21 protein-coding genes are annotated in these 24,217 nt (G+C 74.2%); 12 read left to right on the top strand and 9 right to left on the bottom strand.

The features are described 5' to 3' along the window. Positions 1-930 carry a GGDEF domain-containing protein gene (locus tag ABC795_RS12255; RefSeq protein WP_347057470.1) on the bottom strand — a complete coding sequence of 310 codons (930 nt, stop codon included), beginning with the start codon at positions 928-930 and terminating at the stop codon, positions 1-3. 231 nt (positions 931-1,161) lie between these two features. On the opposite strand from ABC795_RS12255, the gene ABC795_RS12250 reads away from it, so the two are divergent. The 3 genes from ABC795_RS12250 to ABC795_RS12240 are packed head-to-tail and all read left to right on the top strand — an operon-like array spanning position 1,162 to position 4,251. Then, positions 1,162-2,289 carry a glutamate--cysteine ligase gene (locus tag ABC795_RS12250; RefSeq protein WP_347057469.1) on the top strand — a complete coding sequence of 376 codons (1,128 nt, stop codon included), beginning with the start codon at positions 1,162-1,164 and terminating at the stop codon, positions 2,287-2,289. Next, a complete protein-coding gene (locus ABC795_RS12245; RefSeq protein WP_347057468.1) occupies positions 2,282-3,577 on the top strand; it encodes an erythromycin esterase family protein in 1,296 nt (431 codons plus the stop codon). The genes ABC795_RS12250 and ABC795_RS12245 overlap by 8 nt, the downstream gene beginning before the upstream one ends. Beyond that, positions 3,574-4,251 carry a phospholipase gene (locus ABC795_RS12240; RefSeq protein ID WP_347057467.1) on the top strand — a complete coding sequence of 226 codons (678 nt, stop codon included), beginning with the start codon at positions 3,574-3,576 and terminating at the stop codon, positions 4,249-4,251. The genes ABC795_RS12245 and ABC795_RS12240 overlap by 4 nt, the downstream gene beginning before the upstream one ends. A gap of 10 nt (positions 4,252-4,261) precedes the next feature. Here ABC795_RS12240 and ABC795_RS12235 read toward each other — a convergent pair whose 3' ends face one another. Both ABC795_RS12235 and ABC795_RS12230 read right to left on the bottom strand, forming a co-directional pair. Continuing rightward, a complete protein-coding gene (locus ABC795_RS12235; protein ID WP_347057466.1) occupies positions 4,262-5,584 on the bottom strand; it encodes a DUF2254 domain-containing protein in 1,323 nt (440 codons plus the stop codon). A 72-nt stretch (positions 5,585-5,656) separates the two neighbouring features. Continuing rightward, entirely contained in the window at positions 5,657-7,084 is a 1,428-nt protein-coding gene (locus ABC795_RS12230) for an NAD(P)/FAD-dependent oxidoreductase (RefSeq protein WP_347057465.1), read from the bottom strand. Positions 7,085-7,209: 125 nt separating this feature from the next. Here ABC795_RS12230 and ABC795_RS12225 point away from each other — a divergent pair, with 125 nt between their 5' ends. Further along, positions 7,210-7,842 (top strand): alpha/beta hydrolase, encoded by a 633-nt coding sequence (locus ABC795_RS12225; RefSeq protein WP_347057464.1) that lies wholly within the window; start codon positions 7,210-7,212, stop codon positions 7,840-7,842. Between the two features lie 30 nt (positions 7,843-7,872). Here the strand turns inward: ABC795_RS12225 and ABC795_RS12220 are convergent, their stop codons facing one another. Further along, positions 7,873-9,291 carry an FGGY-family carbohydrate kinase gene (locus ABC795_RS12220; RefSeq protein ID WP_347057463.1) on the bottom strand — a complete coding sequence of 473 codons (1,419 nt, stop codon included), beginning with the start codon at positions 9,289-9,291 and terminating at the stop codon, positions 7,873-7,875. 254 nt (positions 9,292-9,545) lie between these two features. On the opposite strand from ABC795_RS12220, the gene ABC795_RS12215 reads away from it, so the two are divergent. Both ABC795_RS12215 and xylA read left to right on the top strand, forming a co-directional pair. Then, on the top strand, positions 9,546-10,829 hold the full coding sequence (locus tag ABC795_RS12215) for an ROK family transcriptional regulator (RefSeq protein WP_347057462.1): 1,284 nt from the start codon (positions 9,546-9,548) through the stop codon (positions 10,827-10,829). Positions 10,830-10,958: 129 nt separating this feature from the next. Then, complete coding sequence (gene xylA / locus ABC795_RS12210) at positions 10,959-12,122, top strand: xylose isomerase (RefSeq protein ID WP_347057461.1); 1,164 nt, start codon at positions 10,959-10,961, stop codon at positions 12,120-12,122. A gap of 49 nt (positions 12,123-12,171) precedes the next feature. Here the strand turns inward: xylA and ABC795_RS12205 are convergent, their stop codons facing one another. From ABC795_RS12205 to ABC795_RS12195, 3 genes are all read right to left on the bottom strand, one after another. After that, on the bottom strand, positions 12,172-12,585 hold the full coding sequence (locus ABC795_RS12205) for a hypothetical protein (protein ID WP_347057460.1): 414 nt from the start codon (positions 12,583-12,585) through the stop codon (positions 12,172-12,174). Then, the gene (locus ABC795_RS12200; protein ID WP_347057459.1) at positions 12,585-12,998 is read right to left on the bottom strand and encodes a hypothetical protein; all 414 of its coding nucleotides are present in this window, start codon (positions 12,996-12,998) and stop codon (positions 12,585-12,587) included. The genes ABC795_RS12205 and ABC795_RS12200 overlap by 1 nt, the downstream gene beginning before the upstream one ends. Positions 12,999-13,429: 431 nt before the next feature. Beyond that, positions 13,430-13,933: a hypothetical protein gene (locus ABC795_RS12195; protein ID WP_347057458.1), complete on the bottom strand. Its 504-nt coding sequence runs from the start codon at positions 13,931-13,933 to the stop codon at positions 13,430-13,432. 150 nt (positions 13,934-14,083) lie between these two features. Between ABC795_RS12195 and ABC795_RS12190 the strand changes: the two genes are divergently transcribed. The 6 genes from ABC795_RS12190 (at position 14,084) to ABC795_RS12165 (ending at position 21,647) form a co-directional block, all read left to right on the top strand. Continuing rightward, complete coding sequence (locus tag ABC795_RS12190) at positions 14,084-15,247, top strand: ROK family protein (RefSeq protein WP_347057457.1); 1,164 nt, start codon at positions 14,084-14,086, stop codon at positions 15,245-15,247. Between the two features lie 130 nt (positions 15,248-15,377). After that, positions 15,378-16,982, top strand: a complete 1,605-nt coding sequence (locus ABC795_RS12185; RefSeq protein ID WP_347057456.1) for a sugar ABC transporter ATP-binding protein — start codon at positions 15,378-15,380, stop codon at positions 16,980-16,982. Then, positions 16,979-18,178 carry an ABC transporter permease gene (locus ABC795_RS12180; protein ID WP_347057455.1) on the top strand — a complete coding sequence of 400 codons (1,200 nt, stop codon included), beginning with the start codon at positions 16,979-16,981 and terminating at the stop codon, positions 18,176-18,178. The genes ABC795_RS12185 and ABC795_RS12180 overlap by 4 nt, the downstream gene beginning before the upstream one ends. Positions 18,179-18,288: 110 nt before the next feature. Continuing rightward, the gene (locus tag ABC795_RS12175) at positions 18,289-19,317 is read left to right on the top strand and encodes a substrate-binding domain-containing protein (RefSeq protein WP_347057454.1); all 1,029 of its coding nucleotides are present in this window, start codon (positions 18,289-18,291) and stop codon (positions 19,315-19,317) included. Positions 19,318-19,381: 64 nt separating this feature from the next. Next, complete coding sequence (locus ABC795_RS12170) at positions 19,382-20,551, top strand: Gfo/Idh/MocA family oxidoreductase (RefSeq protein WP_347057453.1); 1,170 nt, start codon at positions 19,382-19,384, stop codon at positions 20,549-20,551. Between the two features lie 88 nt (positions 20,552-20,639). Further along, positions 20,640-21,647, top strand: a complete 1,008-nt coding sequence (locus ABC795_RS12165; protein WP_347057452.1) for a sugar phosphate isomerase/epimerase family protein — start codon at positions 20,640-20,642, stop codon at positions 21,645-21,647. Between the two features lie 124 nt (positions 21,648-21,771). Here the strand turns inward: ABC795_RS12165 and ABC795_RS12160 are convergent, their stop codons facing one another. Both ABC795_RS12160 and ABC795_RS12155 read right to left on the bottom strand, forming a co-directional pair. Beyond that, the gene (locus ABC795_RS12160; protein ID WP_347057451.1) at positions 21,772-22,257 is read right to left on the bottom strand and encodes a hypothetical protein; all 486 of its coding nucleotides are present in this window, start codon (positions 22,255-22,257) and stop codon (positions 21,772-21,774) included. A gap of 125 nt (positions 22,258-22,382) precedes the next feature. After that, on the bottom strand, positions 22,383-23,978 hold the full coding sequence (locus ABC795_RS12155; RefSeq protein ID WP_347057450.1) for a DEAD/DEAH box helicase: 1,596 nt from the start codon (positions 23,976-23,978) through the stop codon (positions 22,383-22,385). Between the last annotated feature and the right edge of the window lie 239 nt (positions 23,979-24,217).

Raw genomic sequence — 24,217 nt, 5'->3', positions numbered from 1 at the left:
TCATCCGGTGCGACCGCTGCGCTTCCTCCGGTAGAGCTGCTCGTCGGCGCGGGCGAGCACGGCGGTCAGGTCGTCGCCCGGCCGGGCCACGGCGACCCCGGCCGTCCACGTGGCGGAGTCCGCGTGGTCCAGCTGTCCCAGCAGCTCGTGGGCCGCCGCCTCGTCGGTCGCCGGGAGGCAGAGCACGAACTCGTCCCCCCCGTACCGGCCGAGCAGGTCCGCTCGGCGCAAGCGGCGGCTCCAGCTCGCCGTCAGGCTGCGCAGGAGGTCGTCACCGGCGCGGTGGCCGTTCCGGTCGTTGACGCCCTTGAAGTCGTCGAGGTCCAGGATCGCGAAGCTCAGGAACTCCCCGCTGCGGGCGGCACGGGACAGGTGCTGGGCAGCGTGCTCCTCCCACGCCCGCCGGTTCGCCACTCCGGTCAGCGGGTCGGTCCCGGCGGCCGTCCGGAGCCTCTCGGCCAGCCGGACCTGCGCCTCGGTCAGCACGGCGACCGACACCGCGACGGCCAGCCAGGCGGCCAGGAAGCCCGACGGCGCCGCGGCCCAGGCGCCGGCGCTGCCGGCCACGACGACCAGGGCGGCGTGCCACCGGGCGGCCGGAGGTGACAGGAAGTGCGCGGCGTACAGGCCCACGGCGATCATCGCCGGGCCCAGCCCGACCACGCCGACGGCCGTGGCCGACCGCCACGCCAGCAGGCCGACGAGCACCGACAGCAGGGTCACCGCGACGTGCAGCACCCACGGGCGCGCCCGGGCGCCGGCCACCGCCAGCCCCGTACCGGCGGCCAGCCCGACGGCGCCCAGCACCTGGAGCAGCCCGACGGGCGTGGCGTCGTCCATCGGCGCGGCAGCGCCCACCCAGCACAGCGCACCGCTGACGGCGTACACCACCGCCAGGAGCGCCGCGGGCGTCCGTCGTCCGCTCTGCACCGCGCCCTCCCCCCGTTGCCGGACATCCTCGCTGGTCACTGCGCCGGCCGGGAGTCCCGGCGAGGCCGGTCCCACCACTCCGGGTGGCCCCCGGCGGGAGCGGCGCGCCCTCGGCTGCGGACGGGGAGTCGCGGCCGTACGGTGGCGGTGCGGCTGGGGAAGCAGCCGATGGCAGGCCCGGGTCGGCGGCGGCGCCGGACGTCCCGCGCCGCGACCCGTACAGGAGGGCGCGTGGAGTCCACCGGTCGCCTGTCGGCCGCCGTGGGCACCACGGTCGGGGTGGAGGAGGAGTTCCACCTCGTCGATCCGGAGACCCTCGCGCTCGCCCCCAGCCCCGAGCTCGTCGCGGCAGCGGTCCGCCACGAGCTGGGCGAACGGGTGCACCCCGAGATCACCACCACCCAGCTGGAGACGGCGACGGGCGTCTGCCGCACGCTCGGCGAGGTGCGGGCCGCGCTGAGGGGGACCCGTGCCGAGGCCCGGGCGGCGGCGGCCGGCGCCGGGGCGGTCCTGCTCGCCGCCTCGACCCACCCGTTCGCCTCGTGGCGCGAGCAGGTGGTCACCCCGGATCCCCGCTACGAGGCGATGGTGCGCCGGTGGGCCGGGCTGGCGGTCCGGCAGGACATCTGCGGCTGCCACGTGCACGTGGGCGTCCCCGACCTCGAGACTGCCGTGGCCGTGCTGGACCGGGTCCGACCCTACCTGCCGGTGCTGCTGGCCATGACCGGCAGCTCACCGTTGCACGACGGCGCCGACACCGGCTACGAGAGCTACCGGACGTTGCTGTGGGGCCGGTGGCCGCACACCGGGATCCCCGAGGCGCAGGGCTCGGCGGAGCGGTTCCAGGAGGTCGTGACCGGGCTGGTGGACGCCGGCGTCATCGGCGACGCGTCGCACCTGTACTGGGACGTCCGGCCGTCGTCGCACCTGCCCACGGTGGAGTTCCGGCTGGCCGACGTGTGCACCGACCTGGACGACGCCGTCCTGCACGCCGCCCTGGTGGCCTCGCTGGTCCGGGTGCTGGCCGGCCGGGCGCAGCGGGGCGAGCCGGTGCCACCCGTGCGCACGGAGCTGCTGCGGGCCGCGCGCTGGCGGGCGGCCAGGGACGGGCTCGACGGGCAGCTGTTCGACCCCGTGGCCGGAACTCTGGTGCCGGCCCGGGACGCCGTCGACGGACTGCTGGCCGAGCTCGCCGACGACCTCGCCGACCGCGGGGAGGAGGACGAGGTGCGCGACCTGGTGCACCGGCTCGTCGCCCGGGGTACGTCGGCGACGCGTCAGCGCACGACCTGGCGGCGCACCGGCGACCTGCGGGAGGTCGCGGCCGCGGTCGTGCGGGAGGGGAGTACCGATGGCTGACCCGACCGTGGAGGAGATCCGTGAGCTGGCCCGGCCGCTGCGAACGCCGGCCGACCTCGACCCGCTCGTCGAGCGCGTCGGCGCCGCCCGCGTCGTGGCGATCGGCGAGGCCAGCCACGGCACGCACGAGTACTACGCCTGGCGGGCCGCACTCACCCGGCGGCTGATCGAGGAGAAGGGGTTCGGCCTCGTCGCGGTCGAGGGCGACTGGCCCGACTGCTACCGCATCGACCGGAGCGTGCGGCTGCGCCCGGGCGCCGACGAGGACCCGCGCGACGCCCTCGACGCGTTCACCCGCTGGCCGACGTGGATGTGGGCCAACGACGACGTCGTCGACTTCTGCCGGTGGCTGCGCGGGCACAACGCCGCGCTGCCCGAGGAGCGCCGGGTCGGCTTCTACGGGTTCGACGTGTACAGCCTCTGGGACTCGATGCACGCGTTGCTCGACTGGATGGCCGAGCACGAGCCCGGACACGTCGACCAGGCCAGGCGCGCCCTGGCCTGCTTCGAACCGTTCGGGGAGGACGGGGCCGAGTACGCGTTCGCCAGCCGGTTCGCCCCCGCGTCGTGCGAGCAGGCGGCCGTGGACCTGCTCCGCTCGCTCTGCGAGCAGCGGGGCCGCGCGGAGGCCGCGATCGACGCCGACGCGCGCTTCTCCGCCGAGCAGAACGCCGCCGTCGTGGTCGACGCAGAGCGCTACTACCGGGCGATGATCCGCGGCTCGGCGGAGTCGTGGAACGTCCGCGACGAGCACATGGTGGACACCCTGGACCGGCTGCTGGACCACGCGGGGCCCAAGGCCGTCGTCTGGGCGCACAACACGCACATCGGCGACGCCCGGGCCACCGACATGGCCGGCGCCGGGATGACCAACGTCGGTCAGCTGCTGCGCGAGCGGCACGGCACCGAGGACGTCGTCCTCGTCGGCTTCGGGGGCTACCGGGGCGGGGTGATCGCCGGCCGGGAGTGGGGTGCGCAGATGGAGCGGATGGCCGTGCCGGAGGCCAGGGCGGGCAGCGTCGAGGCGCGCATCCACGAGGCCGTGGGCGCCGACGCGCTGTTCGTCTTCCCACGGGAGGACCGACCGGAGTGGCTGCGCCGGCGGCTGGACCACCGTGCGATCGGCGTGGTCTACCGGACGTCGCGGGAGACGTGGGGCAACTACGTGCCGACGGTCCTGGGGGAGCGGTACGACGCGTTCCTCCACCTGGAGGACACCACGCCCCTGCAGCCGCTGCACCTGGAGCCCGCCGACGAGCACTTGCCCGTTGCGGCGTTCGGCGCATGAGCGCCGGTCAGGCCGCCGACGGGCGGCTCACCAGCCGGCCGTCGCCGGCGCCCCCGGGGCCGCCCTGGCCGGCCGGGACGCACGCCCTGGACCTCGGTGGGAGCGCGGAGGTGCTGCTCGCCGTACCCCCGGGTCACCCCGGGCCGCGCCCGCTCCTCGTGTTCTTCCACGGCGCCGGCGGGAACCCGCAGCAGAGCCTCGCGGCGGTGGGCCGGGCCGCGGCGGAGAGGGGAGTGGCGGTACTGGCACCCCGCTCGGGGGCGGCGACGTGGGACCTGATCACCGGTCGCCCGGGCCGCGACGTCGCCGTGCTCGACGCCGCCCTGGCGCAGGTAGCCGAACACCTCGGCGTCTCCCGCTGCGCGGTGGGCGGCTTCTCCGACGGCGCCTCCTACGCGCTGTCCCTCGGGCCGGCCAACGGCGACCTGTTCGACGCGCTCCTCGGCTTCTCGCCCGGGTTCGCCGCCCCGCCGGCCCGGACCGGGCACCCGCGGATCTGGCTCACCCACGGCACCGGCGACCGGGTGCTGCCGGTGGAACGCTGCGGCCGGCGGCTGGCTGCCGCGTTCGGAACGGCAGGCTACGAGGTCGCCTACGACGAGTTCGACGGTGGGCACGTCGTCCGACCCGAGGGCGTGGTCACGGCCCTGGAGTGGTGGCTGGGCCCGGAGTGACCCCGCCCGCTCAGATGGAGCGGGTCTCGCCGACGCGGTCGGCGAAGGCGTCGACGGTCCGGCCCTCGAGGGCGGCGGTCACCTGGTCGCGGTGCGAACGGACGGTGGCGGTGTCCGTGGGGCCCCATTCCGGGGACAGCTCCCCGGCGACCAGGTCGGCGGCGCGCGCGACCTCGGCCCGCTGCTGGTCGTCCCGGCAGGAGACCGCCACATCCCGGAGCATCCGGAGCAGGGCGGTGACCAGCGTGGGCTCGCTCCCGCCGAACCGGGCCACCTGGTGGCAGGCGAGGTCCAGGTAGTAGCGCATGTCCCGGTCGGGCACGATCGCCCGGCCGACGCCGTCCTCGTCCTCGTGCAGCGTGGGCCCGAGGTGCCGGCCGTTCAGCCGGACGAGCAGGTCGCCCATGTGGCCGATCGCCGTCGCGGCGGTGACCGGGTCGTTGACGCTCGGGGACATCGCCTTCACCGCGATGTCCTCGAGCTGGCGGAAGCCGAAGCCGGCGTCCTGGTCGATGGTGCGCTCGTTGTTCAACACCACCGCCGCGCGGACGGTCTCGTCGAGGTCCTCGTTCCCGCCCCAGACGGTGGCGATAGGGGTGCCGACGGTCACCATGTCGCCGGGGCGGACCTCGACCCGGACGACGGCGTCCTGGCTGCGCGCCGCGTCGACCAGCGCGCCGGGGTCGGTCACCTCGACGAAACCGCTGCGGGGCGCGTTCACCAGCCGCCCGGCGCTCGTCTCGAGGTCCAGCTCGTCGGGGGACCGCTGCCCGTGACCGGTGTAGGGACCGTAGAAGGTCTCGATCGCCCGCCGGGCGTCGTCGTGGACCCGGGTCATCATGGTGTCGACCCGCAGCATGCGGACCATGTGGCTGATGAAGGCGAGCAGGGCGCCGACGGAGGCGAGGCCGAGCAGCGCCGCGACCAGGCACACCAGCGTGGGCACCGGCTCGTCCTGGTTGATGCCCCGCAGACCGGCGACCGCGAGGACGAAGGTCGCGGTCAGTACGGACAGGACGGACTTGGTGACGCCGTCCCGGGTGAAGTCGCGCAGCAGCCGGGGCGAGAACTGCTGGGAGGCCAGTTGCAGCGCCACGATGGTGATGCTGAAGGTCAGCGTCGTGATGGTGACCGCAGCCGTGGCCACCAGCTGCAGGAGCGTCGCGGCGGCGCTGGTGTCGGCCGGCCACAGGGCCGCGAGGAACCCGCCGCGGGGTTCCACCATGCCGAGAAGCCAACCTGCCGCGCCCGCGGTCACGGCGGCTATCGCCGGACTCAACCACAGGGGCGTCTGCGACCGCGCTGCACTGGCTTGTCCTCGTTGTCCTGCCACGGCGGGCAGCTACCCGGCCCGGGCCGGACATGCACCGGCCGGGGGAAAGTTCCCCCGGCCGGTGGACGTCGCTCAGGCCGATTCGCGCTGGGTGACGTCCTCGTTCTCCGGGTCGGTGTTCTTCGGCCCGCCGGTCTTGGAGACCTCCCAGCCGGGGCCGAGCTGCTCCAGCGCCAGGCGGCCGTAGACCTGCTGCTGGGTGGCCACCCGCTCGGATCGGCCCCGGCCGAGGAAGCTGACCATCCAGTGCAGCACCGTGGTGACGCGGCTCTTGAACCCGACGATGTACATCAGGTGGACGACCAGCCAGAGCACCCAGGCGATGAACCCGCTGAACTTGAACTTCCCGATGTCGGCCACCGCGGAGAACCGCGAGATGGTCGCCATCGAGCCCTTGTCGAAGTACCGGAAGGGCTGCTGCGGCGCCTTGCCGGCGATCCGCCGCTCGATGGCCTCGGCGGCGTAGCGCCCGCCCTGGATGGCCACCTGCGCGACGCCGGGGAGCTTGTCCAGCGCCATCATGTCGCCGACCACGTGGATCTCGGGGTGCCCGGGGAGGGTGAGGTCGGGCTCCACCGAGATGCGGCCCGCGCGATCGACCTCCGCCCCGGTCTGCTCGCCGAGCATCCGGCCCAGTTCGCTGGCCTGCACGCCGGCGGCCCAGATCTTGGTGGCCGCCTGGATCCGGCGGACCTGGCCGTCGGTGTCCTTGACCTCGAGGCCGTCGGCGTCCACGCCGGTGACCATGGCGCCCAGCTGCACGTCGACGCCGATGGCGTTGAGCTGGCGCCGGGCGCGGTCGCCGAGCTTCTTGCCGAAGGACGGCAGGACGGCGGGGGCGGCGTCCAGCAGGATCACGCGCGCGCCGGTCGGGTTGATGTTGCGGAAGTCACGGCGCAGGGTGCGGCGGGCCAGCTCGGCGATCTGGCCGGCCATCTCCACGCCGGTGGGGCCCGCCCCGACGACGACGAAGGTGAGCAGGCGGTCGACCTCGGCCGGGTCCGTGGCGATCTCGGCCAGCTCGAAGGCGCCGAAGATCCGGCCGCGCAGCTCGAGGGCGTCGTCGATGCTCTTCATGCCGGGCGCGAACTCGGCGAACTGGTCGTTGCCGAAGTACGACTGCCCCGCGCCCGCGGCGACGATGAGCTCGTCGTAGGGGTACACCGTCTTCCGGCCGAGGATCTCGGAGGAGACGGTGCGGGCGGCGACGTCGATCTCGGTGACCTCGCCGAGCACCACGCGGGTGTTCTTCTGCCGGCGCAGCACCTCGCGGGTGGCCGGCGCGATCTCGCCCTCGGACAGGATTCCGGTGGCCACCTGGTAGAGCAGCGGCTGGAACAGGTGCTGGGCGGTCTTGCCGATGAGCGTGATGTCCACCGGCGCCTTGCCCAGCGCCCGCGCGGCGAACAGGCCGCCGAAGCCGGAGCCGACGATGACGACGCGCGGCCGGCCGCCGGGGGAGTCGGTCGGGGCAGGCGCCTGCGCTGGTGATGTCGTCATGATGATTCATCCTCCCACTTGGGTCGGTGCCGAACGTGCGCGCCCCCGAGAGATGCGGATGACACCCGGCGCAACGGCTGCGCGCCGGCTCGCAGACCCGGTGCGCGGCCGGTAGACCCGACGGGGTGCGGTCTCCGGTCTCCGTCGTGCACGTGCCCGGTCTGGGGCTGGATGAACGTTCTTCGCGCAGGTTGCGGCAGGAACTTCCGGGGGCCGTCGTCGTCCTGCCGGGGATGGGGGAGGCCGCGTCGGTCCCCTCCGTCGACGACCTGGCCGCCCGCCTGGTCGAGGCGCTGCCCGCCGGCCCGGTCGTCCTGGTCGGGCACTCGCAGGGCTGCCAGGTGGTGGCGGCCGCCGCCACCGATCCCCGGGTGGTCGGGGTCGTGCTGTGCGGCCCGACGACCGATCCGCGGATGCGCCGGTTCCGGGTGCTCGCCTGGCGATGGGTGCGCACGGCCCTGGCCGAGCCGTGGTGGCAGGTGCCGCTGATCCTGCGCCAGTGGCTGCACACCGGCCCCCGCGCGATGGCCGCGCTGTGGCGGAGGGCCTCACCCGACCGGATCGGTGCGCGGCTGTCCCGGGTGCGGGCGCCGGTCGTCGTCGTGCGGGGCGCCCGGGACGCGCTCTGCCCGGCCGACTGGGCGGCACAGGTGGTCGCCGACGCGCCGCGCGGCCGGCTCGTCGTGCTGCCGGGCGCGGCGCACATGACCGTGCAGACGCACCCGTCCGAGATCGCCGCCCTGCTTCGCTCGTTCTGAGGTCGGAGCGGCCCCTGCGGAGGGGCCCTCTTACTGGCCGTCGGTGCGGCCGCGCACCTCGGCGTAGCGCTCGCGGACGTGCGTGGCCGCCGGTGCGTCGAACTCGGCCAGCCCGGGCTGCGGCCACTCCGGCGCCGCGGCGGCGCCGGAGAGCACCCAGGCGGCCTGACGGGCCGCGCCGTCGGCGACGTACTCGCCGGGCGGCGGCACGAGGACGGGCCGGCCGAAGATCCCCGGCGCCAGCTGCTGGACGGCGGCCGAGCGGGCGGCGCCCCCGACCAGCAGCACCCGCTCGACCGTCACGCCCTGGGCGACCACGGCCTCGATGCCGTCGGCCAGCCCGCAGAGCAGGCCTTCCACCGCGGCCCGGGCCCAGTGCGCCGGCGTCGAGGTGCGCAGGGTGAGCCCGTGCACCGAGCCGGTGGCGTCGGGCAGGTTCGGCGTCCGCTCGCCCTCGAGGTAGGGGACGAGCACCAGGCCGTCGGCGCCCGAGGGGGCCGACAGGGCGAGCTCCGAGAGGGTGGCGTGGTCGACGCCGAGCAGCGCCGCCGCGGCGTCCAGCACCCGGGCGGCGTTCATCGTCGCGACCAGCGGCAGGTGGTTGCCGGTGGCGTCGGCGAAGCCGGCGACCGTGCCGGTCACGTCGGCGACCGCGGTCGGGGTCACCGCCGAGACCACCCCCGAGGTGCCGACGGAGACGACGACGTCGCCGGGGCGGGCGGCCAGGCCGAGGGCGGCGGCCGCGTTGTCGCCGGTGCCCGGGCCGAGGACCGCGCCCGAGCCGGCCAGCGCGCCCACCCGCTCGGCCGGGCCCGCCACGCGCGGGACGGCGGGGCGACGGCCGCGCATGGCGTGCTCGAGCAGGTCCATGCGGTACTGGCCGGTGCGCGCCGACCAGTAGGCGGTCCCGCTGGCGTCCCCGCGGTCGGTGACCAGGGCGCCGAGGTCGCGGTCGGCCGACAGCCGCCAGGTGAGCCAGTCGTGCGGGAGGCAGACGGCGGCGGTGCGGTCGGCGTTGCCCGGTTCGGCGTCGGCCAGCCAGCGCAGCTTGGTGGCGGTGAACGAGGCGACCGGCACCAGCCCCACGGCGTCGGCCCATGCCCGGCGGCCGGCGGCCTCGTCGCCGCCGCCGAGCTCGCGCACGAGGTCCGCGGCCGCGGGGGCCGACCGCACGTCGTTCCACAGCAGCGCGTCGCGGACCACCTCGCCCTGTTCGTCCAGGCAGACCATCCCGTGCTGCTGGCCGCCGACCGCCAGTGCTGCCACGTCGTCGAACCCGCCCGCCTCGGCGGCGGCGGCGCGCAACGCGTCCTCCCACGCCTGCGGGGCGACCTCGGTGCCCGGTGGGTGCGGCGCCCGGCCGGACCGGACGAGCTCTCCGGTGGCGGCGTTCCGGATGACGACCTTGCAGGCCTGCGTCGAGGTGTCGACGCCCGCGACGAGGGTCATCGGACCGGCCCCCGGCCCGGCGTGGCGGGAGCAGGGAGGGAACGGGCCGCGGCGGGCCGGAGCGAGGACACGGAGGTCATGGGAAAGGCACCTTAGGCGGCTCCGCCCGGGCGGGCCCGGCGGAGGGTGCGGAGGGCGCCCCGGTCGCCCGTCCGTGACGCGCGCCACGGCCCGTCTTGACCGCCCGACTCCGAAGCCCTAATTTGTTTGTTGATCCGACGAATACCGGGAAGGTGCTCCCCGAGGAGGTGCGCATGGGCGAGGTGCCGTCGCTGTACGACGGGTTCCCCGAGCGGCGCGCCCCGGCCGACCAGGCCACTGTGCGGCGCACCAACCTCGGCCTGGTCCTGCGCCACCTGAGCGACCACGGGCCCCGGTCCCGTGCGCGGATCGCCCAGGAGACCGGCCTGAACAAGGCGACGGTCTCCAGCCTCGTGGCCGAGCTCGCCGAGCGGCGGCTGGTCACCACCGGCGACGTCGACCGGGCGGGCTCGGTGGGCCGGCCCGGGCTCACCGTGCACCTGGACGGCAGCTGCGTCTGCGGCATCGGCGTGGAGCTGAACGTCGACTACGTGGCCGTGGTCGTGCCGAACCTGCGCGGCGAGGTCCTGGTGGAGCAGCGGCTCGCCCTGGACATCCCCGCGCTGGGTGTCGAGGCCACCCTCGACGCGGTGGCCGGCGTGGTGACCGACGCCGTCGTCGCGGCCGCCGCCGCGGGTGCCCGGCCGGCCGGGTTGACCGTGGCGGTCGCCGGACTGGTCCGCAGCTCCGACGGCGTGGTGACGCTGGCGCCCAACATCGGCTGGCACGACGTGGCCGTCCTCGACGGTCTGCGGGCCCGGCTGGACGTCGACTTCCCGATCAGGGTGGAGAACGACGCCAACCTCTGCGCGATCGCCGAGTGGGCCCTGGGCTCGGAGGCGCGCAGCCCTGATCTGGTGTACCTGACCGGTGAGGTCGGCGTCGGCGGCGGCGTGATCGTCGCCGGCCGGCTGCTGCGCGGCGCCGGCGGGCTCTCCGGCGAGGTGGGGCACACCTCGCTCGGCGACCCCGACGTCGTCTGCGGATGCGGGCGGCGGGGCTGCTGGGAGACCGTGGTCGGGATGGCCGCGCTGCTGCGTGCCGCCGCCGACCCGGGCGACCCGGTCGGCGACCCGGCGCGCGACCTGGAGACCCGTCTGGCGGAGGTGGCCGCCCGCGCCGAGGCCGGCGACGCCCGGACGCTCGCCGCGCTCGAGCAGGTCGGCCGGTCGCTCGGGACGGGCGCGGCCGTGCTCATCAACCTCTTCAACCCGGGGGTGGTCATCCTCGGCGGTTACTTCGCCGTCCTCGGGCGGTTCCTGATGGAGCCGCTCCTGGCCGAGCTCGAGGCCCGGGTCCTGGCGCCCGGCACAGCCGGGGCCCGGGTCGTGCTCTCCACCCTCGGCTTCACCGCCGCGGTCCGCGGGGGCGCCCACGTCGCCCTCGAGTCGGTCCTCGACGACCCCACGCTCGTCCCCGTGCCCGAGCTCGCACCGTCGGGTGCGGGCGCCGGGTGACCGGGTGAACGCCGTCGCGACCGGCGGCCAGCAGACCCCGTCGTCCGCCGACGGGCCCGCCCACCGGCGGGTTCCCGGCGCCGTCGAGAACAGTGCACGCGATCGATCCACCTGGACGGAGAACCCCGCATGACCGACCGATTCACCCCCACCAAGGACGACAAGTTCAGCTTCGGTCTCTGGACCGTGGGCTGGCAGGGCGTCGACGTCTTCGGCGGCGCCGTGCGCCCGCCGCTGGACCCGGTCGAGGCAGTCCACCGGCTCGCCGAGCTCGGCGCGGCCGCCGTGACGTTCCACGACGACGACCTGGTCCCCGACGACGCCACCCGCGACACCACCCTCGAGCGGTTCAAGAAGGCGCTGGCCGAGACCGGCGTGGGCGTCGAGATGGCGACCACCAACCTCTTCGGTGCCCCGGTCTTCAAGGACGGCGGCTTCACCGCCAACGACCGCGCCGTCCGCCGGTACGCGATCGCCAAGGTGCTGCGCAACATCGACCTCGCCGCCGAGCTCGGCGCGAGGACCTACGTGCTGTGGGGTGGCCGCGAGGGCGCGGAGTCCGGGGGCACCAAGGACGTCGCCGCCGCGCTCGACCGCTACAAGGAGGGGCTCGACGTCCTCTGCGCCTACGTGCGCGAGAAGGGCTACGACATCCGGTTCGCGCTGGAGCCCAAGCCCAACGAGCCGCGCGGCGACATCCTGCTGCCGACCATCGGGCACGCGATCGCCTTCATCAACGAGCTGGAGGAGCCCGACCGCGTCGGCCTCAACCCCGAGGTCGGGCACGAGGAGATGGCCGGGCTGAACTTCGCCCACGGCATCGGCCAGGCGCTGTGGCACGACAAGCTGTTCCACGTCGACCTCAACGGCCAGCACGGCCCGCGCTTCGACCAGGACCTGCGCTTCGGTGCGGGCAACCTGCGCGGCGCCTTCTGGACCGTCGACACCCTGCTGGGTGCCGGCTCCGGCAAGGCGTACGACGGCTACCTGCACTTCGACTACAAGCCGCCGCGGACCGAGGACATGGACGGCGTCTGGGAGACCGCCCGCGCCTGCATGCGCAACTACCTGATCCTGCGGGAGAAGGTGCAGGCGTTCCGGGCCGACCCGGAGGTCGCCGAGGCGCTGGAGGCCGCGCGCGTGGGGGAGCTCGCCGTCCCGACCCTGGGTCAGGGCGAGAGCCTCGACGCGCTGCGGAACGAGGCGCACGACCCGGTCGCGCTCGGCGAGCGCGGTCTGCAGTTCGAGCGGCTCGACCAGCTGGCCATGGAGCACCTGCTCGGCGTCCGCTGACAGTGCCCGGAGCGGGCGGGCGGGGCGTGCCCCTGCCCGCCCGCTCCGGTCAGGCGGGGCGTCGCCGGGCGACGAGGGCGAGGACCGCGAGGGCGACGGCCGCCGCAGCCTCGATCCAGAAGGTCTCCCACCACAGCGGCGCCGCCGTGCTCTCGACGAAGCCGAACAGGCCCACGGTGGTCGACAGGAGCAGGGCGGCGAGGGACCCGGACACGGTCGGGGCCCCGAGGGCGGCGACCGGCCACAGCAGCCGCCGGGGCACGACCAGGAGCGCCACCGCGAGCGCGAAGCCCGCAATGGCGTTGAGCATGAAGCCCGGTCCGATGACCTCGATGGTCCGGTAGCCGTCGAACCACAGGTCCAGGTGGATCCAGGCCATCGCGGCGAGCAGGGCCGCGCCGGCCACGTGCAGGATCCAGGTCAGCAGGTCGGAGCGCCGGTCGCGGGCGGTCGTGGTCGTCATCAGGCGACCTCCACGCTGACCTCCATGCCCATCGACCGGTGGTTGCCGACCGAGCAGTAGAAGACGTAGATGCCGGGCTCGAGGGTCACCGACTGACCCGACTGGAGCACCTGCGTGGCGGCGACGTCCTCGCCGTCGCGCTCGACCACGAAGTCGTGGCTGGCGTCGCCCTCGTTCGCCACCGCGAACTCGTAGGTGCCGGCCGCGAAGGTGTCCTCGTCGAGCTCGATGGCGAAGTCGACGAGCTGCGCTTCTACGGTCTCCGCCTCCTGCTCACCGGCCGGCGCGAAGGATGAGGCCGAGGGGGCGGCGGAGCTGGGCGACGACGACCCGGTCCCCGTCTCGGACTCGGCCCCGGTCGCGACGGCGGCATCGGTGTCGGCGGCGTCGTCGTCCGAGCCGCAACCGGTCACGACGAGGGCCAGCCCCGTGATCGCGGCGGCCAGGCGCAGAACCGCTTTAACGGTCGTTCTAGGAGCGCACGGCGACCTCCTCCGGGCAGGCCGCCGGGCCGGCGGCCTTCGTGGGATCGCGATCCCGGGGCCCGGCGACCTCGGGCGGAAGGGCTTTCGATGCGGCGGTCAGTGCGCCGTCGCGCCGTCGATCGTCGCAGTCATCCGGTCACACCATGTGACCACCGTGTCGAGGACCTGCGCATCCACCGGGTGCCGCAGCTCCCGCTCGTCGGCGTTCAGCGAGGCGCGCCCCGGCTGCCGGCGCAGAGCTGGGAGCTGACCTGCGGGCGGTCCCGCAGGCCCCCGGCTGGCCAACCGGCCCGGCGAGGGGCGCCGGCGCCGGCTGGTCGGCCTGGTCCACCTGTCGGGGGAGTAGTCCCCGGAGGTCGTCAGTCGCTGAGCCGCTTGCGGGCCTTGGCGGCCCGCTTGTTCGCCTTGTCCAGGGTCTTCGCCGCCTTGCGGACCCGGCGGGGCTCGCGGTCGACCGTGCCGCGGACCAGCAGGCCGATGCCGATGCCGAGCAGCCAGCTGTCCTTGGCGATGGACAGCCCCTGCTCGGTGGGGGCGAGGCTGCCCTCCTTGCGCATGCCGGGCGTCTTCAGGTAGAGCCCGAGCAGCCCGCCGGAGAAGGCGGTGAGCGCGGCGCCGGCGACGGCGGTGGGCACGAACGGCGTCAGCAGCGCCGCACCGATGGCGATCTCGGCGGTGGACAGCGCCTTCGCGAACTGCTGCGGCTGCAGCTGCGCGAGGAACGGGTAGGTGCCGGCGGCGAAACCGTGCATGCCGGCCGCGGCTTCCTCGTCGGCGGCGCGCTTGCCGAGGCCGCTGTTGAGGATGAAGGCGCCGGCGGAGATCCGGGGGGCGATCTCGGACAGGGTGATGGGCAGGCTCATGGGGCACCTCTCTGGTCGACGGAGCTGGTGAAGTGCTCAACCAGCATGGCCCGGCCAGTGCCCTGGCCGATCGGTGCCCAACCGTGGCCGACCGGTTCCGACCACCTCACGTCCACGGGAGTGGCGGGTGCGGCGTGTCACTATGGCGGCGTGGCGTCCACCTCAGCGTCTGCCGGCGTCCTGCTGCGTCATGTGCGAACCGGGCGGGCCCGCAGTCGGGCGGACCTGGTCGCGCTGACGGGCGCCTCCCGCAACACGGTGAGCGCGCGCGTCGACCAGCTGATCGCGGCCAACCTCCTCGAGGAGGGCGGGCGCGGCTGGAGCACCGGCGGACGCCCCCCGACGCTGCTGCGGTTCAACAGCGGCGCCGGGTGCGTGCTCGCCGTCGACCTGGGGGTGACCAGCGTCGACGTCGCGGTCACCGATCTCTCCGCCCAGATCCTGGGCACCGTCGGTCACCCCATCGACATCGCCGAGGGACCCGCGCGGGTGCTGGCGGAGGTCGACCGGCTGGCCCAGCAGGTGCTCGCCGAGGTGGGTTTCACGGCGGCCGACGTGTGTGCCGTGGGCGTCGGTGTGCCGGGGCCGGTCGAGTTCTCGACCGGGCGGCCCTCCCACCCGCCGATCATGCCGGGCTGGCACGACCACCCGATCCCCAGTGCCTTCGGCCGCTACGAGTGCCCGGTCTACGTCGACAACGACGTGAACGTCATGGCCCTGGGGGAGATCGGCGTCGCCGGCTCGGTGCAGGACGTGCTGGTCGTCAAGGTCGGCACCGGCATCGGCTGCGGCGTGATCGTCGACGGGCGGGTGTACCGGGGCGCGCAGGGCAGCGCCGGCGACATCGGGCACATCCACGTCGCCCAGCCGGACGGGCGGACCGTCGTCTGCCGGTGTGGCCAGGAGAACTGCCTGGAGGCGATCGCCGGTGGTGGCGCGCTGCTGCGCGACGCCGTCGCCGCGGGGCTCCCGGTGCAGACGGTCCGCGAGGTCGTGCGCCTGGCCGCCCAGGGGGACGGGGTGGCGCTCGAGCTGGTCCGCGGCGCCGGGCGCACGATCGGCACGGTGCTCGCCGCACTGGTCAACTTCTTCAACCCGCACCGGATCGTCATGACCGGTGGCGTGGCCCAGGCCGGGGTTCCGCTGCTCGCGGGCATCCGGGAGGCCGTCTACCAGCGCTCGATGCCGCTGGCCGCCCGCGCTTTGGAAATCACGGTGAGCGAGGCCCCCGACCTCTCCGGGCGCGTCGGTGCGGCCCTCATGGCCATCGAGGAGTTCCTCGACGAGAAGTCGGTCCAGGCCCTCGCGAGGTGACCGCGGGTGGGCGTCACCCGATTCGGTCTCGGTTCGGTAACCCCTGCCCGGCTCCTTGACCCCTTGTGACGCGGCACATATGTTGCTGCCTCAACCAACTAATGGTCAACGGTGAGCAAAAGTGCCGGAGGTGAGCGCAGTGGCCGGTGCACCGGTGGGGCAGGTCGGCGCGGTAGGTGCGCCGCTGCTGGCGATGCACGGGATCGTCAAGACCTTCCCGGGGGTGCGCGCGCTCGACGGCGTCGACCTCGACGTGCGGGCGGGCGAGGTGCACTGCCTGCTCGGTCAGAACGGCGCCGGGAAGTCGACCTTGATCAAGGTGCTCGCGGGAGCGCACCAGCCCGACGGCGGCCGGATCGAGTGGCGCGGCGAGCCCGTCGCCCTGACCAACCCCCAGGCGGCGATGTCGCACGGCATCGCCACCATCTACCAGGAGCTCGACCTGGTGGCCGGCCTCACCGTGGCCGACAACATCTTCCTCGGCCGTGAGCGTTCGCGGTTCGGCCTCACCCGTCCGGCCCCGGCCAACGAGGCCGCCGCGCAGCTGCTGACCCGGCTGGGCCACCCGGAGATCCCTCCCACCGCCGAGGTCGGCTCGCTGTCCGCGGCCGCGCAGCAGATGGTCAGCATGGCCCGGGCGCTGTCGCAGGACGCCCAGCTGATCGTCATGGACGAGCCCTCGGCGGTGCTCGACAACGAAGAGGTCCAGCACCTGTTCGAGGTCATCCGCGACCTGACCCGCGACGGCGTCGCGGTCGTCTACATCTCCCACCGCCTCGAGGAGATCCGCGAGGTGGGCGACCGGATCACCGTCCTCAAGGACGGGCGCACCGTGGCCACCGGGCTGCCCGTGCGGGACACCTCCACCCGCCAGGTGATCGAGCTCATGACCGGCCGCGACATCGAGTACGTCTTCCCCGAGCGCCGGACGGTTCCGGCGGCGGAGCCGCTGCTCTCGGTGCGCGACCTGAGCCTGCGCGGCACGTTCCGGAACGTGTCGTTCGACGTGCGGCCGGGTGAGGTGGTCGGCCTGGCCGGCCTCGTCGGATCCGGGCGGTCGGAGATCCTCGAGACCGTCTACGGCGCGCGCCGGGCCACCGGCGGCACCGTCTCCGTGGCCGGACAGCGACTGCGCCCGGGCAGCGTCGCCGCCGCGGTGTCCGCCGGGGTGGGGCTGGCCCCCGAGGAGCGCAAGAGCCAGGCGCTGCTGCTGGGCGACGCCGTCTACCGCAACATCAGCATCGCCAGCCTGGCCCGCTTCGCCCGCGGCGGCTTCCTCTCCGGCAGCGCCGAGAAGGACGCCGCCGACGAGCAGGTCCGCGCCCTCGACGTCCGACCCGCCGACGTCACCCGCGAGGTGCGGACGCTGTCCGGCGGCAACCAGCAGAAGGTCGTGCTCGCCCGCTGGCTGCTGCGCGACTGCCGGGTGCTGCTCCTCGACGAGCCGACCCGCGGGGTGGACGTCGGTGCCCGCTCGGAGATCTACGCGCTGATCCGCGACCTGGCCGACCGCGGGGTCGCCGTCGTCGTGGTCTCCAGCGAGATCCCGGAGGTCCTCGGCCTCGCCGACCGGGTGCTGGTGATCTCCGACGGCTCGGTCGTCGCCGAGCAACCGGCCGAGGCGCTCGACGAGCACACCGTGCTCGACCTCGTCATGGAGGGAACGGTCGGCCCGCTCCAGCGCGGTGACCGGCAGCAGGCCACCGCACAGCCGCACGAAGGGGACGTGGCATGACCGGCAGCACCGCGACGACCGGGGGCGCAGACGCACCCGCGCCGCCGAAGGACCGCTCACCCGCGGGCGCGAACGGGAAGGGTCCCGGTCTCATGGCCGGGCCGGCGGGGCGCCAGCTCGGCCTCGTCGTGGCCCTGGCCCTGCTGTGCATCGTGGGCGCGGTCACCGCGCCGGAACGGTTCGTGGACATCGACAACGTCCTGACCATCCTGCGGCTGGCCGCCGTCATCGGCGTGGTCAGCATCGGCATGACGTTCGTGATCATCGGCGGTGGCATCGACCTCTCGGTGGGCGCGCTGGTCGCTCTCAGCTCGGTGTGGGCCACGACGCTGGCCACCCAGCAGATGGCCGGAAATTTCCACTGGATCGTCATGGTGCTCACCGCGATCGCGGTGGGCGCCGGGGCGGGGTTGGTCAACGGCATCGTCATCGCCTACGGGCGGATCGTCGCCTTCATCGCCACCCTCGCCATGCTCGCTGCGGCCCGGGGCCTGGCCGAGATCATCGCCAATCGGCGGACCCAGATCGTGCAGAACCAGGGCTTCCTCGACTTCTTCACCGGCGACGTCCTCGGCGTGCCGACCCTGGTGGTCATCTGGGCGCTGGTCTCGATCGGCGGCTGGGTGCTGCTCAACCGGACGACGTTCGGCCGGCACACCTTCGCCGTCGGCGGCAACGCCGAGGCCGCGCGGCTGGCCGGCATCCGCGTGCAGTGGCACACCCTCAAGCTGTACGTGCTGTCGGGGATCACCTGCGGCATCGCCGCGGTGATGCTCATGGCGCGGACGACGACCGGCAGCTCGACCCACGGCACGCTCCTCGAGCTCGAAGTGATCGCCGCCGTCGTCATCGGCGGAACTCTGCTCACCGGTGGTCGCGGCACGATCGTCGGCACCGTCCTGGGCGTGCTGATCTTCACCACGCTGGGCAACGTCTTCACGCTCAACAACCTGTCCAGCTCCGTCCAGGCCGTCGCGCGCGGCGTGATCATCGTGCTCGCCGTCCTGCTGCAGACGCGGCTGGCCGAGGGGCGCGGGGACGGGCCCGGCTGGCTGTCCCGCTTCCGCCCCGGCCGAGGCGAATCGTCGTCCGGCGGCCCGGTCGCCGGCGGCACCCCGGCCGGCGCGGTGTCGGGCGGCTCCAGCGTCCCCGGTGCGCCGGGCGGCGACCGCCCCGGTGCCGGCCCCACCCCCTGATCCCGACCACCCGACGTCCCATCCCACAAGCAACCGCCGGCGACCCGCCGGACGGGCACACCGAGGAGAGATACATGTCTGCAGCGAGGCAGCGCCCCTACCGTCGCCTGATGTCCACCGCGGTCGCCCTGGCCGGCGCCGGCGCCCTCGTGGCCGGCTGCACCAGCAACGAGCCGGCGAGCACCGGCTCCGGCGGCGGTGGCGGCGCTGGCGGCACCGTGGCCAGCTCCAACGACGAGGCCGGTGAGACCGTCCGCATCGGCTTCTCGGCGCCGGCCGCCGACCACGGCTGGATGGCCGGCATCTCGGAGGCGGCGCAGAACGCGGCCGGCGAGTTCGAGGACATCGACCTGATCATGGCCGAGGGCACCAACGACGTCAGCACGCAGATCAGCCAGGTGGAGACCTTCATCAACGAGGGCGTCGACGCGATCGTGCTGCTGCCCTTCGACGGCGCCGCGATGACGCCGGTAGCGCTGCAGGCCATGGAGGCCGGCATCCCGGTCATCAACGTCGACCGCGAGTTCAACAGCCCGTTCGCCGCCCGCGCCACCGTCCTGGGCGACAACTACGGCATGGGTGTCTCCGCCGGCACCTACATCTGCGAGCAGGTGGGCGACAACCCCGACGCGGTCGTCGCCGAGATCGCCGGCATCGACTCCCTGCCGCTGACCCAGGACCGCAGCCAGGGCTTCGCCGACGCGCTGGCCGAGTGCGGGCTCGACGTCGACAACCGCGTGGCAGCGGACTTCACGGTGGAGGGCGGCGAGGAGGCCGCGGCCAACCTGCTCCAGGCCGCACCGCAGATCGACGCCCTGTGGAACCACGACGACGACCAGGGTGTCGGCGTGCTGGCCGCCATCCAGAACGCCGGCCGCGACGAGTTCATCATGATCGGCGGCGCCGGTTCGGCGAACGCCATGCGGGAGATCCAGTCCGGTGACTCGGTGCTGCAGGCGACCGTCATCTACCCGCACACCCAGGCCGCCGACGGCATCCGCCTGGCCCGCCTGATCGCCCAGGACAAGTCGATGTCGGACCTGGTCTCGCCCGACGTGCCGCGGGAGATCGTGCTCAACGCCCCGGTCGTCACGGCCGAGAACGTCGAGGACTACATCGGCCGCGCGTTCGAGTCCTGATCCGCCGGAGCAGCGGGGGAGCGAGCGCGTTCCCCCGCTGCCCCACCCCCGCTGGGAGAAGCAGATGACCCCCACCCTCGGCGTCGGCCTGATCGGCTACGCCTTCATGGGCGCGGCGCACTCGCACGCGTGGCGCACCGCCCCCCACTTCTTCGACCTGCCGCTGCGGCCTGAGCTGACCGTGCTGGCCGGGCGGGACGCCGCCAAGGTCGGCGAGGCCGCCGGCAAGCTGGGCTGGTCGAGCACCGAGACCGACTGGCGCGCGGTGATCGCGCGCGAGGACGTCGACCTGGTCGACGTCTGCACGCCCGGGAACACCCACGCCGAGATCGCTATCGCCGCGCTCGAGGCCGGCAAGCACGTCCTCTGCGAGAAGCCGCTGGCCAACACCGTCGCGGAGGCCGAGGCGATGGCCGAGGCGGCGGCGAAGGCCGCCACCCGCGGCGTCCGGGCGATGGTCGGCTTCACCTACCGGCGGGTGCCCGCGATCGGCCTGGCGCGGAAGCTCGTCGCCGAGGGCCGGCTCGGCGAGATCCGGCACGTCCGGGCGCAGTACCTGCAGGACTGGATCGCCGACCCGTCCGCCCCCATGTCCTGGCGGCTGGAGAAGGACAAGGCCGGCTCCGGCGCGCTCGGCGACATCGGCGCGCACGTCGTCGACCTGACGCAGTACATCACCGGCCAGGCGCTGACCGGGGTGAGCGCGACGCTGGAGACCTTCGTGAAGGAGCGCCCGCTGCCCGCGGCGTCCGGATCGCTGTCCGGCGTGGGCGGGGAGGGGACCGGGCAGGTGACCGTGGACGACGCCGCGGTCTTCCTCGGGCGGTTCACCGGCGGTGCCCTGGGCGTCTTCGAGGCGACCCGGTTCGCCCTGGGCCGCAAGAACGGCATCCGGATCGAGATCAACGGCTCGGCCGGCAGCCTGGCCTTCGACTTCGAGGACATGAACGTCCTGCAGTTCTTCGACGGCAGCGAGCCGGCGGAGACGGCGGGCTTCCGCCGGATCATCGTCACCGAGCCCGAGCACCCCTACGTCGGTGCCTGGTGGCCGGCCGGGCACGGGCTGGGCTACGAGCACGGGTTCACCCACCAGGTCGTCGACCTGGTCACCGCGATCGCGGCTGGGCAGGATCCGGCCCCGTCGTTCGCCGACGGGCTGCAGGTGCAGCGGGTCCTCGACGCCGTCGAGCGCAGCGCCGCCAACACGTCCGCCTGGACCGACATCCCCTCATGAGAGAGGACCTCGTCCTCCCCACCGCTCGCACGCGCGCGGCGGTGCCCGGGACGAGGCCGCCCACGCACCCTCACCTAGGAGACGCCTTATGCCCCGTCCCGTCACCCTCTTCACCGGCCAGTGGGCCGATCTGCCCTTCGAGGAGATGTGCCGGCTGGCCTCCGAATGGGGCTACGACGGCCTGGAGATCGCCTGCTGGGGCGACCACCTCGACGTCGAGCGCGCCGCGAACGACGACTCCTACGTCGCCGACCGCCTCGCGCTGCTGGAGAAGCACGGCCTGAAGGTCTTCGCGATCTCCAACCACCTCAACGGCCAGGCGGTCTGCGACGACCCGATCGACGAGCGGCACCGCGGCATGGTGCACCCCCGCGTCTGGGGCGACGGCGACCCCGAGGGCGTCCGGCAGCGCGCGGCGGAGGAGATGAAGCTGACCGCCCGGGCGGCCGCGAAGCTCGGCGTCGACGTCGTCGTCGGCTTCACCGGCAGCAAGATCTGGAAGACCGTGGCGATGTTCCCGCCGGTCCCCGAGTCGATGATCGAGGACGGCTACCGCGACTTCGCCGACCGCTGGAACCCGATCCTCGACGTCTTCGACGAGGTCGGCGTGAAGTTCGCGCACGAGGTGCACCCGTCGGAGATCGCCTACGACTACTGGACGACGGTGCGCACCCTGGAGGCGATCGGGCACCGGGAGGCGTTCGGTCTGAACTGGGACCCGTCGCACTTCGTCTGGCAGGACCTCGACCCGGTGGGCTTCCTCTGGGACTTCAAGGACCGGATCTACCACGTCGACTGCAAGGACGCGAAGAAGCAGGTCGGCAACGGGCGCAACGGCCGGATGGGCTCGCACCTGCCGTGGGCGGATCCGCGGCGCGGCTGGGACTTCGTCTCCACCGGGCACGGCGACGTCCCGTGGGAGGCCTGCTTCCGGATGCTCAACACCATCGGCTACGCCGGGCCGATCTCGGTGGAGTGGGAGGACGCCGGCATGGACCGCCTGGTCGGTGCGCCGGAGGCCCTGGAGTTCGTCCGCCGGCTGGCCTTCGACCCGCCGTCGGCCGCCTTCGACGCCGCGTTCGCCAGCGGCAACTAGGAACTCCGGCGGCCTCGGCCGCCGGTGGGGTGCAGGGAGCCGGGTGGGGTGGCGGAAGACGTTCCGCCACCCCACCCGTGTGCTCGGCGGGTGGCCCGCGGGGCCGGACCGGGGTGGCCCGTGGTCACTCCACCTGGACGGTGACCTCGATGCCCTGCCCCCGGTCGTCGCGCTGGGCGGAGTAGAAGACGTACTGGCCCTGCTCCAGGGTGACGGTGAGGGTGCCGGTCAGCCCCGCCTGGATCGGGTCGGTGCTCGCCACCTGCTCCCCGTCGCGTTCGACGGTCAGGTCGTGCGCCAACCCGCCCTCGTTGACCACCTCGATCTCGTAGGGGCCGGCCGCCAGCCGGCTGGGCATGATGATGCCCCCGTCCTCGAGCGTCACCGTCTCGGTCAGGACGTCGCCCTCGACCCCGGTCGGGGTCGCCGGGGCCGATCCGCCACCCCCGGAGTCGCCGGGCTGGGTCGGCAGCGTCTGCGCCGCGTCGGTCACCACGGCGTCCTCCGACGAGCCGTTCCCCCCGCAGCCGGCCAGCAGGACCAGCCCGACGGCGCAGGTGGCCGTCGCGACTCGGCGCCGGCGGGACGTGGGGCGGGGCGGTCGGGACACGGGGCCTCCTCCGGGTGTGGTGCGGCGGCGCGGGCGCTCTCCCTCGCCCGCGCGGGCGGGACGACGGACCCGATGGGCAGTGCTGTGCCCATCGACCCGCCGGCCAACCGTCGACCCGGGAAGGGTCAGCGGCCCCGGCGCGACCGGGAGCTGAACGACGCGGCCGACGACGAGCCGGCGCGCGCCGCGAGCTCGGCGCGGGTGCGCGCCGGGCCGGACGCGCGACCCGAGCCCCCGGACTTGCCGCCGCTGCCCGAGCTGCTACGGCCGCCCGAGGACGCCGCGCCGCCGGAGGAGTCGCGACCCGAGCCACCGCCGCTGCGACGGCGACCGCCGCCACCGCCCTGCTGCTGGGGCTCCGCCACCGGCGCCGGCTCGACGTAGGGAGCGGCCGGACCGGTCAGCGCGGTGATCTCCCGGGCGCCGGGCTTGATGGCCGACACCTCGGGGGTGATCCCGGCCTGCCGCGCCAGGGTGCGGACCTCGCCGGCCTGGTCGGGCGTGGCGATGGTGACGACAGCACCCTCGGCGCCGGCGCGGGCGGTGCGGCCCGAGCGGTGCAGGTAGGCCTTGTGCTCGGTCGGCGGGTCGACGTGCACGACGATCGCCACGTCGTCGACGTGGATGCCGCGGGCGGCGATGTCGGTGGCGCAGAGGACCCGGGACGCACCGCTGCTGAACGCCTCGAGGTTGCGCTCGCGGGCATTCTGGCTCAGGTTGCCGTGCAGGTCCACGGCCGGCACACCGGCTGCTGTGAGCTGCTTGGCCAGCTTCTTGGCCTGGTGCTTGGTCCGGGTGAACAGCACGCTGCGGCCCAGGCCCGAGGCCAGCTCCTGGACGACCCTGCCCTTGTCCGCGGCGTCCACGCGGAAGACGTGGTGGGTCATGGTGCTGACCGGGGCGACGGCCGGGTCCACCGAGTGGGTGGTCGGGTTCGTCAGGTAGCGCTTGACCAGCACGTCGACGCCGTTGTCGAGGGTGGCGGAGAACAGCATCCGCTGCCCGACCTCCGGGGTGCGGTCCATGATCCGCTTGACGCCGGGCAGGAAGCCCAGGTCGGCCATGTGGTCGGCCTCGTCGAGGATGGTGACCTCGATCGAGCCGAGGTCGGCGTGGCCCTGGCCGATCAGGTCCTCGAGCCGGCCGGGGCAGGCGATGACGATGTCGACGCCCTTGGCCAGCGCCTGCACCTGCGGGTTCTGGCCGACGCCGCCGAAGATCGTCGTCGCCGACATGCCGAGCGCCCGGGCGAGCGGGTCGACGACGGCGAAGACCTGGTTGGCCAGCTCGCGGGTCGGGACCAGCACCAGCGCGCGCGGCCTGCGGGCCTGCCGGCGGGTGCCGGAGGCGGCGAGCCGGGCGACCAGCGGGATGGAGAAGGCGAGGGTCTTGCCCGAGCCCGTGCGGCCCCGGCCGAGGACGTCCCGGCCGGCGAGGCTGTCGGGCAGGGTCGCGACCTGGATGGGGAACGGCGCGGTGATGCCGCTGGCGGAGAGCACCTCGACCATCGGGGCGGGGACGCCCAGGTCGGCGAAGGTGGAGTCGGTCGGCAGCACGGTGGCGTCTGCCCCGACGGGGACGACGACGGGCGCGGGCACGGCGGCGGCCGCCGGGCGGTTCTGGTTCTGCTCGCCGGCCGGGCGGGTGCCGCGGCCACGGCCACCACGACGGCGGCGGGCGCCGCCCTCGGAGGCGGCGGGGGTGTTCTGGGTGGAGGTCAATGGAGTCCTTCGACGATCGAGTGGCCGCACCACCACCTCGGCGAGCGCGAGCGCCGGCGCACCTGCACGGAGGCAGGGCGGGCTCGCATCGTCGGCGAGACGTCGGTCAGCCGGGCGCACCAAGGTGGCGCAGCCTCAGCCCGACGTCGATTCCTGCCGCTCCGGATGAGCGAGGGCGGCGCCGGTACACCCCACTCAACCAGACCCGGCCGCCGTGTGGTCCCACCGGGAGGGAGTGT

It is taken from the genome of Blastococcus sp. HT6-30 (assembly GCF_039729015.1).
Taxonomy (GTDB): Bacteria; Actinomycetota; Actinomycetes; order Mycobacteriales; family Geodermatophilaceae; genus Blastococcus.
Note: the sequence above shows the minus strand (reverse complement) of the source record. Positions and strands in the feature narration are given on the sequence as shown.